9 protein-coding genes are annotated in these 13,770 nt (G+C 70.9%); 3 read left to right on the top strand and 6 right to left on the bottom strand.

What is annotated here, in order from left to right:
- Positions 1–21: 21 nt before the first annotated feature.
- Positions 22–405 carry a DUF2914 domain-containing protein gene (locus tag Q664_RS52955; protein ID WP_052518939.1) on the top strand — a complete coding sequence of 128 codons (384 nt, stop codon included), beginning with the start codon at positions 22–24 and terminating at the stop codon, positions 403–405.
- An 81-nt stretch (positions 406–486) separates the two neighbouring features.
- Here the strand turns inward: Q664_RS52955 and Q664_RS32345 are convergent, their stop codons facing one another.
- Positions 487–1,236 (bottom strand): YceI family protein, encoded by a 750-nt coding sequence (locus tag Q664_RS32345; RefSeq protein ID WP_043404193.1) that lies wholly within the window; start codon positions 1,234–1,236, stop codon positions 487–489.
- 130 nt (positions 1,237–1,366) lie between these two features.
- Between Q664_RS32345 and Q664_RS32340 the strand changes: the two genes are divergently transcribed.
- The gene (locus Q664_RS32340; RefSeq protein ID WP_043404191.1) at positions 1,367–2,110 is read left to right on the top strand and encodes an SAM-dependent methyltransferase; all 744 of its coding nucleotides are present in this window, start codon (positions 1,367–1,369) and stop codon (positions 2,108–2,110) included.
- A gap of 81 nt (positions 2,111–2,191) precedes the next feature.
- Here the strand turns inward: Q664_RS32340 and cglD are convergent, their stop codons facing one another.
- Entirely contained in the window at positions 2,192–5,521 is a 3,330-nt protein-coding gene (cglD, locus tag Q664_RS32335; RefSeq protein ID WP_043404188.1) for an adventurous gliding motility lipoprotein CglD, read from the bottom strand.
- A 229-nt stretch (positions 5,522–5,750) separates the two neighbouring features.
- Between cglD and Q664_RS32330 the strand changes: the two genes are divergently transcribed.
- Positions 5,751–6,638 (top strand): TIGR02266 family protein, encoded by an 888-nt coding sequence (locus tag Q664_RS32330; protein WP_043404442.1) that lies wholly within the window; start codon positions 5,751–5,753, stop codon positions 6,636–6,638.
- 4 nt (positions 6,639–6,642) lie between these two features.
- Here the strand turns inward: Q664_RS32330 and Q664_RS32325 are convergent, their stop codons facing one another.
- The 4 genes from Q664_RS32325 to Q664_RS32310 all read right to left on the bottom strand — a co-directional run bounded on the left by Q664_RS32325 (position 6,643) and on the right by Q664_RS32310 (position 13,692).
- Positions 6,643–10,428, bottom strand: a complete 3,786-nt coding sequence (locus Q664_RS32325) for an AAA family ATPase (RefSeq protein ID WP_043404186.1) — start codon at positions 10,426–10,428, stop codon at positions 6,643–6,645.
- Complete coding sequence (locus Q664_RS32320; RefSeq protein ID WP_043404182.1) at positions 10,425–11,669, bottom strand: exonuclease SbcCD subunit D C-terminal domain-containing protein; 1,245 nt, start codon at positions 11,667–11,669, stop codon at positions 10,425–10,427. The genes Q664_RS32325 and Q664_RS32320 overlap by 4 nt, the downstream gene beginning before the upstream one ends.
- Before the next feature lie 424 nt (positions 11,670–12,093).
- A complete protein-coding gene (locus tag Q664_RS32315; RefSeq protein ID WP_043404179.1) occupies positions 12,094–12,885 on the bottom strand; it encodes a PhzF family phenazine biosynthesis protein in 792 nt (263 codons plus the stop codon).
- A gap of 15 nt (positions 12,886–12,900) precedes the next feature.
- Positions 12,901–13,692, bottom strand: a complete 792-nt coding sequence (locus tag Q664_RS32310; protein ID WP_043404176.1) for an SDR family oxidoreductase — start codon at positions 13,690–13,692, stop codon at positions 12,901–12,903.
- Between the last annotated feature and the right edge of the window lie 78 nt (positions 13,693–13,770).

The following is a 13,770-nucleotide window of genomic DNA, read 5'->3' as shown; positions in this document are numbered from 1 at the left end:
CCTCTCACCGAGGACACAACCATGCTCAAGACTGCCCTGAAGCTCCTGCTGCCCACCCTGCTGCTCGCCACCACCGCCTACTCCGCCGAGGCCACCGTGAAGGTCGGCACGGGCGTGGAGAAGTATGAGATCACCGGCGCCTCCGACAGCTTCACCGTCGCCCCGAACACCCGCATCTACGCCGCCACCAGGCTCACCGGCGTGGAGCCCGGCGTCGTGAACGTCGTCTGGTCCAAGGACGGCAAGGAAGTCTCCAAGACGGAGCTGAAGGTGCCCCGCGCGTCGTACCGCACGCACGCCTACCGCACCTTCCGCGAGGGTGACAGCGGCGCCTGGACGGCCAGGGTGGTGGGCGCGGACGGCACCGAGCTGGCCACCGCCAGCTTCCAGGTCACCGTCCAGTAACACCCCGCCGCACCCGGGGTGCCCTGTCTCCCCTCGTTGCCTCCAGGGGAGCATGGGGCGCCCCGAAGACGCTTCACCCCCTCACTTGCCCGTCACCCGCCGGCCGCGCACGTCGACGACGAAGTAGAGCTCGTCCTTGTTCTTGAAGAGCCCGCCCAGCATCGAATAGGGCTCGAAGCCGAAGTCCGAGTGGCGCGTGGTCAGCACGCCCCGGGCCGCCACGCGCTCCTCGTCCACCGCCACCTCCAGGGGAAGCACCACCTCCCGGGTGACGCCGCGCAGCTTCAGGTCCCCCGTCACCGCCACCACCGAGCGCCCGTCCTGGCCCTTCTCGCCGGTGAGCGCGCAGGACTTCGAGGTGAACTCGATGCTCTTGTGCTCGTCCAGGTTCAGCTGCTCGCTGGCGCGCAGGTGCTCGCGGATCTGCTCCCGGTCCGTCCGGGTGACGCGCTCCTGGCCCGTCAGGTCGCGCATCTCGTCACGCTCGGGATCGAGCCCCTCCACCTGCACCGTCACCGACACCGCGCACGCGGACAGGTTCGATGGCTCGAAGGCGAGCGAGCCCCACCAGTCCGTGGCGCGCACCACGTGGTCATGCCCGAGCGAGGCGCTGAAGAGCTGCACGAAGAGGTGGCTGCTCTCCAGGCCCGGGTCGAACGTATAGGTGCGCGAGAGGTGCGAGAGGGATTCCATGTCGCCCAGGCCCGGGAAGTCGTCCCGGGCGGGGAAGGTGACGCGCTCGCGGTCCTCGGTGGGGGTGGTGCCGCAAGCGGTGAGGGAGGCCGCGCCAAGAAGCGTCGCGGCCAGCACGAGGGGGAATCGGTGCTGCATGGATGAACTCCGTGACAAGGGGAAGGATCCGGAAGCCCGGAGCGGAGGAGTCTAGCAGCCCCGTCACCTCCCTTTCCCGTCGGCTATGGTGACGCCTCCCCGCCATGGCGGGAGAGGGAGGAAGGAAGCGATGAGTCACGAAGCGGAGCCGACGGCTCCCAACACGGGCCGGATGTTCGACTACTGGCTCGGAGGCAGTCACCACTACCCCGTCGACGTGGCGGCGGCGCAAGCCTTCGAGGTCGTCTTCAAGGACTTCCGCCCGGTGTTCCGCGCGCTGCGAGACTTCATCGGACGCGCCTCGCGCTACATCCAGGCCCAGGGCGTGGATCAGTTCCTCGTGCTGGGCGCCGGCCTGCCCACGCAGGGCAATGTCCACGAGACGGTGCCCGGGGCGCGCGTGCTGTACACGGACATCGACGACTCCAACGTCGCGCTGGGCCAGCGCATCCTCGCCGGCGTGCCGGGCACGGGCTACACCCGGTGCGATGCCACGGACCTGTCCACGCTCGACCTGGGCCTCCTGCGGCAGGTGCTCGGCCCCCTGCGCCGGCTCGGCATCATCGTGGTGGGCGTCGAGGCCTTCATGACCGACGAGCAGGTCCGCGACTCGTTCCAGAAGCTTCATGACCTGGCGCCGCCGGGCAGCTACCTCGCCTTCGACTGCGACAGCCCCAAGGCCCTGGAGCACCCGGAGCTGGTGCGGATGATGGGGCCCAACTTCCACATGCGCACTCCGGCGCAGCTCGAGGCGGTGCTCGGCCCGTGGCGGCTCACCGAGGACGGCATCCAGCCCGTCGCCCTCTGGCGCAACCCGGAGACGCCCGCCAGCGTGGGCCCCTACATGAATGGGGGCGTGGCGGCGAAGCCCTGAAACACGAGGGCCGGAGACCGCGGGGACTTCCGCGGCTCCGGCCCGGTACCGAGCCCCTCGGGGCCGTGCCTCGAGGAACGCTCAGTTCAGCTTGGGATCACACCGGCAGAGGCTCTGCCTGCATTCGGTCCCCGCCGGGCAGCCACCACAGTCGGCCTCGCAGACACAGGCACAAGCGTTGGCGTCGGCGCGGTAGGTGGAGCCGCAGTCGAGCGCCGCCGTGTCACAGACGCACGCGCAGGCCGCCGGGTCGAACGTGAAGCCCGGCGCGCACGTGGCGCTCGCCATGCACTGGCAGGTGCACGTGGACGTGTTGCACGTCTGGTAGCCGCCGCACGTGCCACCGCAGTCCGCCGTGCACGTGAGGTCACACACGTCCTTGCTGGTGTTGCACACCTGGCCCGGTGCGCCCCCTCCGCCGCAGTCCGAGGGGCACTCGCACAGGTTCGTCTGGCGGTTGCACGTGAGGTTGCCCTTGCAGAAATCCGGAGCCGCTGGGTCGTAGTAGCCCGTGTCCGTCGAGCAGGGCGGCGGATTGCCGTCCTTGTTGGGCGTGAGGTCGCTCCAGTAGCGGTAGGAGACGGCGGCCTTCGTCGCCCCCGCGGAGGCCGGGCGGCAGGCGCCGTAGAAAGACAGCGCCCCGCTGATGCCGTCCACGTCGAAGCCGTTCGTCCGGCCGCGGGGCAGGTCGTTCGCCGTGCACGCCGCGGGGTTCCGCACCGACTCCAGCGCCACCCGCACCGAGGCGCCAATGGGCGGCTTGAGCGTCCGGTAGCCCGTGGAGGCGATGACGCTGTCCACGATGGTGTTGATGGCGTTCTGGATGGACGTGGTGCTGCGGATGCTGCCCACGATGCCGCCGGTGGCCTGGATGACGTCCAGGTGCCGCGGGTTGGCGGAGGGCTCGCCCGGGTAGCAGTCCCCGCCGGCCGGGTCACAGATGATGCCATGCATCTGGATGAGCCCACCGGTGGGGTTGGCCCCCTTGAAGTAGTCGATGTACGTGCTGACCGGGACGGTGTCGGGCTGGTCTCGCACGTCCGTGAGGAGGATGACCACGAGCCGGGCACCCGGGCGGTACTTCTTGTCCGCGGGCGTGCTGGCACGGGTCATGTTGTCCACCGCCACGCGCGCGCCCTCCAGGGAGCGCTCCTCGCTGGCGCCATTGATGTCCACCCAGCAGTGCTGCGTGGGGTCCGGGCACCTCGCGCCCTGCTGCAGCCACGCCTTGAACTGGTCGATGTCGCGCGTGAAGCCGCGGAACACGTCGCGGTTGGGCCACGTGTAGTCCGGCTGGGTGTACGACGTGGTCACCATGGCGATGCGCCAGTCGAGCTGCGAGTTGCCCAGCCGGTTGGCCACGGCCGCGGCGGCATCGCCCAGGGCGCCCTGCGAGGTCTGCATGGAGCCGCTGTCGTCCACCACGAAGAGGAAGTCGGCCATGCCGTTGCCCGTGGTGAAGGTCTCGCACTGCACCGCGTCCGCGTCACCGAACTGGGCCAGCGCCGTGCCGCCCGCGGTGTCTCCCATGACGAAGAGGCCCGGGGCCTTGTAGAGACTCGCCGGCGTGATGGCCAGCACCACCAGCACGCTCGCGTTGGAGCGGTGGACGTACTGCGCTTGAAGCTTGTAGCCCCCGCTCACGCCCGAGCCGCCCGTGAGCGTCCCGGCGCCCGCGCCAACGAGCTGGTTGGCCACCGCGTTGGCGTAGTCGCGCAGGTTGGTGGTGGCCCCCTGGTCGTAGAAGGCCTGCAGCGCGGGGTGGCCATCCCACGTGGTGAAGGTCTGCGTGGTGCCCGCCGTCACCGCTGGGGAGAACTGGCCACGCACGAACAGCTCGTCCCCCACCACCGTGGTGGATGAGCCCGCCTGGCCCCGCTTGTAGGCGATGAAGGCCACCTTGTTCGTGTCGTCGTAGCCGATGAAGCCCCGGCCCTTGCCGCCGAGGACGAGCTGCTTCACCTCCGTGAAGGAGGGCCGGAGCGCCAGACGGATGTCACCGCCGCTGTCCTCCTTGAAGACGACCTGCCGCAGGTTGCCCGCCGCGCAGGCCTGGCCGGCCGGCGTGTTCGCGGCACCATCGGAGCGGTCGCGGGGATCCAACTCGCCCGGATCCTTCTGGCCGTTCTGGTTCGAGTCCTCGGCACCGTCGGCGATGCCGTCACCGTCGGAGTCGGGGTTGAGTGGATCCGTGGTGGTGCCCGGGTTCGCGTCACCCGGGTAGCCGCAGGTGGTGATGGGCGCCGAGCCCGCGGGAATGCCGCGCTCCACGCCATCCAACAAGCCATCCCCGTCCGTGTCGCGCTGGGTGGGGTCCGTCTCCCCCACGTCGCGCAGGCCGTTGCCGTTGGTGTCCTCCCCCTTGAACCCCCCCTGGTCCGCGCCGTCGAGCAGGCCGTCGCAGTCCGTGTCCTTCACCCGCGGATCACTCTCGCTGGAGTCCACCACGCCGTTGTGGTTCCGGTCCTCCACACCGTCCATCAGGCCATCTCCGTCCGTGTCCGCACGACGGAAGTCGGTCTCGGCCGCGTCCCTGGCTCCATTACCGTTGGCGTCCTCGACCTCGTCCGGCAGGCCATCGCCGTCCGTGTCCTGGGTGCTGGTCCTGCCACCGCAGTCGGAGCCGTTCTTCGGGTCGCTCTCACCCGGGTCCTTCACGCCATTGCCGTTGCGATCCTCGGCCCCATCCATGCACGAGTCACCATCGGTGTCGGCCTTGAGGGCATCCGTCCGGGTGATGTTCAGCTCGATGGAGTCGGAGAGACCATCCGCGTCCGTATCCCGCTTGCGTGGATCCGTCTCGCCGAAGTCCACCACGGTGTTCTGGTTGGCATCCTCCACACCGTCCTTCAGTCCATCCCCATCCGTGTCGGGGTTGACGGGATCCGTCTCGCCCGCTTCCAGCTTGCCGTTGTAGTTGCGGTCCTCCAGGCCATCCTTCAGCCCATCGCCGTCCGAGTCCGCGACGGTCGGATTCATCCTGGATGCCCGGGAAGGATCCGCGCTCGCGATGAAGAGGGCCTGACACTCCGCGCTCTTGTTGACGGTGGTGGTACGGCCCACCTCGACACCATCACGCACGCCATCTCCGTCGGTGTCCCACCGGCCCGGATCCGTCCTCAGTCCACCGGGGTAGACGTTGCCGTGCTCCTCCTCGTCCGTGAGGCCGTCACAGTCGGTGTCGATCAGCGCGTTGGTGGGGTTGACCGGGCCCGGAGGCTCTCCGAACGGATCCTCCTCCGTGGGCAACGGTGGAGGCGGAGGTGGGGGCGGCCGAGGCAGCTCGTCAACAGGCTCCTCGGACTGTCCACCACCCGGTGGGGGCTCATGGACCACGTCGGTTCCACCACAGCCTGAGACAAACGCGGACACGAGCAACACGGCCGCGAGCAACCGGGAGGGAGTACTCATGGCAGTCAACACCGGGGGAAATGGGGAGGAAAACAGTCCGCCAAGCTGGGAACGCGGCCCCCCGTTGCCCAGGTGGGTGTCTAGGCGCAGGGCCCGGCATGCCCGAGCCAGGACGAACCGCCTCCCGGTGGCCCCTCCCCTTGCGCTCGCCTGCCCGCGGAGCGTTCAGTGAGAGGAAATGCACGATGGTTGACCCACCCCCGGGCGGGCTCGGCTATTGTCCGTCGACGTGCCTGTGTTCGGTCTCGCGGCGTTGTGGAATGGCTCATCCCGTGCGGAGCGGGTGAGAGAGCTGGTGGAGGGGCTGGGGGCCTTGCTGCCCTCGCCGAAACCGCCAGGCATCGTCGTGGCCTTGCGGGAAGCCGAAGCCACCCTGGAGCTGAAACTGGAAGTCCCCAGCTACCCGCGCACCGCGCTCGAGGAGCTGACCCAGCAGGTGCAACAGAGCGGGGGCACGCTGGTGGAGCTGTGGCGCCTGCCCAAGGCGTCTCGCGACGCATTCCGCAAGGACTCGCTCACCGGCCCGGACACCCACCAGTTGGAGGACTTCGAAGCCGCGGCCATCGTCCTGCACGGACACCTGCAGCAGCTCGCCGTGCGAGAGCCCGTTCCGGAGGGGCCACCCCCGGGGCCCGCCTCCGTCCCCATCGACTTCTTCGCCCAGGGGAACAAAGCCGCGGCCCCCCCCGCGCCGGCCGAAGCCCCGAAAGCAGCCACGCCGGAGGTGGCCGCCGAGCCCGCTCCAGCGCAAGAGACGGCCCAGGAGTCCTCCCGCGCCTACGAGACGTTCGACACGCAGCGGCAGGGGCGCCGCTTCGCGGTGAAGCTGGAGATGGTGTTCCGCACGGAGCTGGAGTTCGTGCGGGAGCACGCGACGAACATCTCCAACGGCGGCCTCTTCGTGCGCACCGCGCACCGGCCCCCCGTGGACAGCGTGGTGACGGTGCAGGTGAAGCTGCCCAACGGCGAGCGCCTGCAGGGAGACGCGCTGGTGGTGCACGTGGTGGATGACCCGTACAAGGGCGGCGTGGGGCTCGCCTTCCTCAACGACGACCCCACCTTCGCCGAGACGCTGGACCATTACCTGGCGAGCCTCGCCAACTCCCCGGCGAGCTGACGCCCTACCCCACCGACGCCGTGGGCCGTGGCTCGGAAACCACCGGGGCCAGGAGTCCCGGCTCGCCCATCACGACGAGCCGGCTGCGCCCGGCGCCCTGCTTCACCACGCGCACCTGCGCGCCAATGCGCTCGGCGAGCCCGGACACGTGGGAGATGATGCCCACCTGCCGGCCCGTGGCCTGGAGCGCATCGAGCGTGGCCAGCGCCATCTCCAGGGTCTCCGGATCCAGGGTGCCGAAGCCCTCGTCGATGAAGAGCGTCTCCACCTGCGTCGTCTCCGAGGAGAGCGAGGCGAGCCCCAACGCGAGCGCCAGGGAGACGAGGAAGCTCTCTCCGCCCGAGAGGCTGGAGACACCCCGCACCTCGTCACCCATGTCCCCATCCACCACCTGCAAATCCAGGTCGTACTTCGGCACGCGCATGAGGCGGTAGCGCGGGGCGAGCTCCTCGAGGTGGGCGTTGGCGTAATGCAGGAGCGCGTCCAGGGTGAGGCTCTGGGCGAACACCTTGAACTTGCGGCCATCGTGCGAGCCGATGAGCTCGCTGAGGGTGCGCCACACGCCGCTGGCGCGTTGCTTCTCCTCCAGGAGCCGGGCCTGCTCCCCGTGGCGGCGGCGGGCCTCATCGTCCTGGTCGAGCCGGGCCTTCAACGTGGCGACGGCCTGACGCCGGACCTCGGTATCCGAGCGGGCCTCCTTGCAGACAGCGGGGGCATTCTCCTCGGAGATGGAGGGGAGACCGGAGGCCTCGTGGCGGGTGCGCTGCGTCTGGCGCTCCATCCGCACGGCCTGCGCGTGCTCATGCGCCTGACGAAGGGCCGACAGCGCACGCTCCTCGGCCTCGCACCAGGCGGCATCCCTCGCGAGCAGGAGACGCGCGGCCTCCAGCGTGAGGCTCCGCGCGGAGAGCAGCGCCGAGAGCGCCGCCTCGGCCTCGGCCCTGGCCGTTCCCGCGGAGGCATGGGCCCGCACCGCGTCCTCGACACGCGCGGCCGCGGTGGCGGCATCCCGCTTCGCCTTCTCGGCCCCATCTCGAACGGACTCGAAGGCCTGGGCGGCTTCCTTCACCTCCCGTTGGAGCGCCTCACGCACCTCGGCGGTGGGACGCCCGCCGAGCACCGACCCGCGCGCGGCCTGCTTCTCCCGCAGCGCCTCCTGGGCCCCGGAGAGCGCCTGGGCGCAGCTCTCGGTGAGCGCGTGCTGCACGCCGGCCGCCGTTTCCGCCGGCGTCCGCTTGTCCCGGGCCCGCGCGACGCGCGCCTCCGCGTCCTTCAAGGCCTGCTCGCGGGTGTTCCACTCCGCCACCCGCTTCGCGCAGTGCGCACGGAAGTCGCCAGGCTTCGCGGACAACGACTCCTGCCAGCGCGGCAGGTCCTTGAAGGGCACCGCCAGCACCTCCAACACCTCCTGACGGATGCGCGCCGCCTGCTCCACCTCACGCCCGGCGGCGGTCTCGGCGTCCGTGTTCTGGCGCAGCGCCTCCTCCGCCTCACGCACGGCCTTCTCCACCCCCTCCTGGCGCTCGAGCGCGGCGGTGAGCGCCGCGCGAGCCTCCTTCGCCACACGCTCCAGCTTCTCCGCCGCCTCCTCCTCGGCGTTCAGCCCGGCCTGCCGCGCCTTCACCTCCGCGAGCGCCGTCTCCAGCCAGGCCTCGAGTCCCTCGGCCTCCACGTCCTCGGAAGGCAGCGCCCCCCCGAGTTTCGCGCGGGAGTCGCTCCAGGCCGCGCGCTGCCGAACACGCCGCTGTGCAGCGATCTCCCTCCGCGCCTCCGCCTGCTCCGCACGAGGGCCCGCCGCCGCCGCGCGCGCACGGGCCTCGGCCTCCGCCCGGGTCACCTCCGCGACCGCTCCCTCCAGTTCCTCCACCCGCGCCCGCGCCTTCGTGGCGAGCCCCTCCAGCGCGCTCCCCGTCCGCCGGTAGGGATGCTCGGTGGCACCACAGAGCGGACAGGGCTGGCCCTCCCGCAGCTCCGCACGGTGCTCCGCCAAGTCCAACGTCGCCCGCGCCTCGGCGGATGCCCGGCGAGCCTCCTTCAGCGCGGCTTCCCGCTCGAGGCGGCGCCCCTTCGCGGCCTCGGCCTCGGCCGTCGCGGACGCCTGCTCCGCCCGGGCCTCGCCGGCCTCCTCGGCCGCCTCCTGCTCCGCCCGGGCCGCCTCGCTCGCGCCCTTGCGCGCGTCCGTCAACGCCCGCAGCCCCTCCTGCCGGGACTGCAGTTCCACACGGCGGGCCCGCCGCTCCGCGCCGGCCTCCTTGCCCTGCGCGGCCTCGGCGCTGGCCACCCGGGCCTTCGTCTCCTCCAGGGCCGCGTCCGCCTCGCGCTTCTCCCCTCCGCGGCGCTCGGCCTCCGCGCGCAGCGCTCCAGAGCGCGACCCCACCTGCTCGAGGGCGTTGCGCGCCTTCGTCTCGTCCTGGGCCGCGCGGCCGTAGCGGAGGAGCTCCGCCTCCCAGCGGGGCCACTCGCGGGCCATCGCCTCCAGGCGCTTGTTCTCGCCGAGCCACGCCTCCGCCGCCTTCTGCTCCGCGCGCGCGGCCTCCTCTTCCCGGGCCACCCGCGCCAGTGCTTCCCGCGCCACGCGCTCGGACTCGCGGGCGGCCTCCAGCTTGCGCGCGGCCTCCTGCTCGTCGCTCCGCGCGCGTGCCAGTTCCGCGTCCAGCTTCAGCGCTTCTTCCAGCGCCGGGCGCGCGGCCGTCTCCGCCTCCTCCGCCGCGGTCTTCCGTGCCTCCGCCTTCGCCCTCGCCTCCTCGCACACCAGAGCCGAGGCCCGTGCCGCTTCCGCCTCCGCGCGCCGCGCCGCCAGCGCCGCTTCCGCCTCCACGAGGCTCCGGGACGCCTCGTCCACCCGGTTCAGCGGCGCCCGCAGCACCTCCGCCGCGCGCACCCGCTCCAGCTCCGCCTTCCGGGGCTCCGCGGCCTCCAGCGCCTGGGCCGCGCGCTGGCGCGACTGCTCCGCCTCGGCCTCCTGCGCCACCAACCGCGCCCGCTCCGTGTACCAGTGCAGCGCCTGCTCGGCCCGCGCCTGTGCCACCTGCGCCTCGCCCAGCGCCGCTTCCTCCCGCGCGCGCTGTGCCTCCACCTCCGAGCGGTCCTCGTCGGACAGCCGGGCAATGGCCGCCACGCCCTGCTCCAGCTTGGACAGCTCCTCCTGCACCTCCTTGTGGCGCTGGTGCGCGGCCATGGACACCCGGCTGTACACCTCCGTGCCCGTCATCCGCTCCAACAGCTCCGCGCGCTCGTTGGCGTCCGCGCGCAGGAAGGCGGCGAACTCGTTCTGCGCCAGCAGCGCCGAGCGCCGGAACTGGTCGAAGGACAGCCCCAGCCGCTCTTCAATCGCCTTGAGCACCTCGGACCTGGTGCGCCCGAACTGCTGCTGGCTGACCACGTCGGTGAGGCTCATCTCCTGCGGCCGGAAACGGCCCTCGGCGAGCTTGCGCGCCCGCCACACGGACCAGCGCGCGCGGTAGCGCCGGCCGTCCTTGCCCAGGAAGTCCACCTCCGCGAAGCCCTCGCCCGCTCCGCGCCGCAGCATGCCGCGCACGTCGTTGGCCATCAGCCGCGCGTCCTCGTCCTCGTCGGCGCGCCCCACGGGGACACCGCCACGCTCGCCCAGCCGGGGGGTGCGGTCGAAGAGGGCCAGGCACATGGCATCCAGCAGCGTGCTCTTGCCCGCGCCGGTGGCACCGGTGATGGCGAACAGCCCCATCTTGTCGAGCGGCGGTTGATCCAACTCCAGCGCGAAGTCACCCGCGAGACTCGTCAGGTTGCAGCCACGAATGGCGAGAATCCTCATGACGCGTCCTCCTGCACCTGGGTGAGCAGCGAGTGGAAGGCCTCGAGCAGCGCGGGCTCCAGGGGCTCGGTGTAGTCGCGCGCGTAGCGGGCCCGGAAGACGTCCTCGGGAGTGCGCTCCTTGAGGGAGACCCCCGGCCGCGCGTCCGCGAGCGTATGGCCGCTGCCGGTATAGGCGGGGGTGAGCTTCACCAACCGCGCCGCCTTGCCCTCGAGCGCGGCCTCCACCCGGCGGCGCAGCGCGGGCTCGGGGCGGGGCAGCGCGACGCACACCTCCAGGTAGGGGCGCCGCCAATCGGGCGTGTCCGCCTCCAACGGGGGCAGGGCCTCCAACATCTGCACCACATCATCCAGCGTGGCCGCGTCGCGCTTGGGGACGCGCTCGATTTCCACCCGGCGCGGCACGTGCAGCGGCCTCACGGAGGAGAGCTGAGCACCGTCCAGCTCCACCAGCAGCACCTGGTGCGCGTAGCTGGCCTCGGAGAGCGACAGGGGAATGGGCGAGCCGCTGTAGCGCACCCCCTCGCGTCCGCCCACGCGCTGCGCCTTGTGCAGGTGCCCGAGCGCCGCGTACGCCATGTCCTCGGGGAAGAGGTCCACCGGGAGCGCGTGCTGGTTGCCACCGAGAATCTTGCGCTCACTGAGCGCGGACAGCTCGGTGCCCACCATGTAGCAGTGGCCCATGGCCACGAGCGCCTGACCCGGCTTGCGCTTCGCCCGAGCGCCCTCCAGCACCTCGGCGTACACCGAGCGCACCCCCTCGATGAGCTTGTCCCCCGCCTCCACGGAGACGAGCGGCAGATCCGCGGGGCGCAGGTACGGCACGGCCGCCACCCACGCACCCACCTTGCCCTGGGCGTTCTTCAGCGGCACCAGCAGGCGCTCCAGGTCCAGCGCTCCCCGGGCCTTGGGCAGGCCGCCCACCACGCGCACCTCGAGCGCGGCGAAGAGGGGGTCCGGCGCATCCAGCCGGGCCGCCGAGTCATGGTTGCCGCCGATGACGACGACATCGAGCTTGGGGCACCGGATGCGGGCCTGGGCGACGAAGCGGTACCAGGCGGCCTGGGCCTCGGCACTGGGGTTGGCGGTGTCGAAGATGTCGCCGGCCACCAGGAGCGCATCCACCTCGTGGGCCTCCAGCATGTCGAGCAACCACTCGAGGAAGGCCGCGTGCTCGGCCTCGCGAGAGGTGTCGTACAACGTGTGTCCCAGGTGCCAGTCCGACGTGTGCAGCAGGCGCATCCGAGCCATCCCCTCCTGTGTCCGCTGCGAGGGGGTGGGGCGGGTCCCCGCCCTGCTCGCACGTTCAGGCGGCGCGCAGTGTGCCCGCTGGGGGGCCCGGCGCCAATCCCGGGCATACACCTACATGGCGGATCCATCGGCGGCAGGGCGAGGGCAGCCTGTAAAAAATGCCGCGCGGCCCGCCCGACCCGTTTCACTTCTCATCGATGAGAAGTGGAATGCACCCCCCTCGTTTCACTTCTCGCCGACGAGAAGTGGAATGCGGGCACCTTGTTTCACTTGTCGTCGGCGACAAGTGGAATGCACCCCTCCCATTCCGGTTCTCACCGGTGAGAAGTGGAATGCGAGCCCCTCGTTTCACTTGTCACCGGTGACAAGTGGTGCAGACCCTCACCCCAGCCCTCTCCCAGAGGGAGAGGGAGTCTCACAGCGTGATGTGGCCCTCGAGGTACAGCACGGCCTGGCCGGAGATGCCCACGCGCTCGCCGCGGTCCTCGCACTGGAGCACGCCGCCCCGGTGGGAAATCTGGTGCGCCAGCAACTGCCGCTTGCCCAGCTTCTGGGCCCAGTAGGGCACCAGCGTGCAGTGCGCCGAGCCCGTCACCGGATCCTCCGGCACACCCACCCGCGGCGCGAAGAAGCGCGAAACGAAGTCCGCCTCCGAGCCCCTCGCCGTCGCCGTCACCGCGAAGTACTCCAGTTGCGCCAGCTTCGCCATGTCCGGGGCCAGCGCCCTCACCTCATCCTCGGTGTCGAAGACGGCCAGCAGATCTCGCGACAGCAGCGTCTCCCGTGGCGCGGCCCCCAGGGCCTCCACCAGCCCTTCCGGTATCGCGCACGGCTCCGGCGGCCGCGAGGGGAAGTCCATCTCCATCCACTCCCCCTCCTGCTGCGTCACCACCAGCGGCCCCGAGCGCGAGTTGAACTGGGCCCGCTCCAGTCCCGGCGCCAGCCGCGTGAAGAGGATGTAGGCCGCCGCCAGCGTGGCATGGCCGCACAGGTCCACCTCCTGCGCGGGGGTGAACCAGCGGATCTGCCAGCCGCGGACCTCATCGCGCAGCACGAACGCCGTCTCGGAGAGGTTGTTCTCCGCGGCGATCGCCTGGAGCACCTCGTCCGGCAGCCACGCGTCGAGCGGGCACACCGCGGCGGGGTTGCCGCCGAAGACCTGGGAGGAGAAGGCATCGACCTGGTAGAGGCGCAGGCGGGTGGGCATGGATGACCTCTTCCTTTACTTGCTGGACTGGGTGAGGGCGCTGGCGAACTGCATGGCGTAGTTCACCTCCAGGCCACCATCCACCACCAGTGTCTGGCCGTTCACGTACGAGGAACCCTCGGAGCACAGCCATTCAATCGTCTTGGCGATCTCATCCGCGCTGGCCACGTAGCCCACGGGCACGCTGTCCTTCACCTTGGCCTCCAGCGCCTCCCAGGCCTCGCCCATGTAGAAGCGGCTGGAGTCCGTGTCGATGTAGCCCGGGTTGACGGCGTTGACGCGCACGCCGGAGGACGCCAGCTCGGCGGCCAGGTACTTCACCAGGATTTCCATGGAGCCCTTCATCGCCCCGAGGAAGCCGTGGAAGGGCAGCGGCATGCGCGAGTCCATGCCGGACACCGCCACGATGCGGCCCTTGCGGCCCTGCATCAGCGGCACCGCGCGCTGGGCCCCCAGCAGGAAGCTCTTCACCGTGACGTTGAAGGTCTTGTCCATCTGGTGCAGCTTCATCAGCATCAGCGGCGTGAAGGCGGTGGAGGCCGCATTGGCCACGAAGACGTCCAGCCCGCCGAACTCCTCCTGGATGAGATCGAAGGCCGCGTGGAGACTGGCCGGCTCGAGCTGATCCGCGATGACGGTGCGGCAGCGGCGGCCGAGCACCTCCACCTCCCGGGTGAGCTCGGCGGCGGCTTCGGCGTCACGCCGGTAGGTGGAGACGATGTCGTAGCCCGCCTTCGCGAGCCGCAACGAGAGGGCGCGGCCCACGCCTCGCGAGCCACCGGTGATGAGCGCCACGGGTGCAGTCATATGACCCACGGCATACCATCTTCCGGCCGGGGAGCGCGCCTCCCCACCCTCGCGGGGTGTCCTGCTTCCGATCACCCG

The organism is Archangium violaceum Cb vi76, assembly GCF_000733295.1.
Lineage (GTDB): Bacteria > Myxococcota > Myxococcia > Myxococcales > Myxococcaceae > Archangium > Archangium violaceum.
This window is presented reverse-complemented; position numbering and strand designations above follow the sequence as displayed.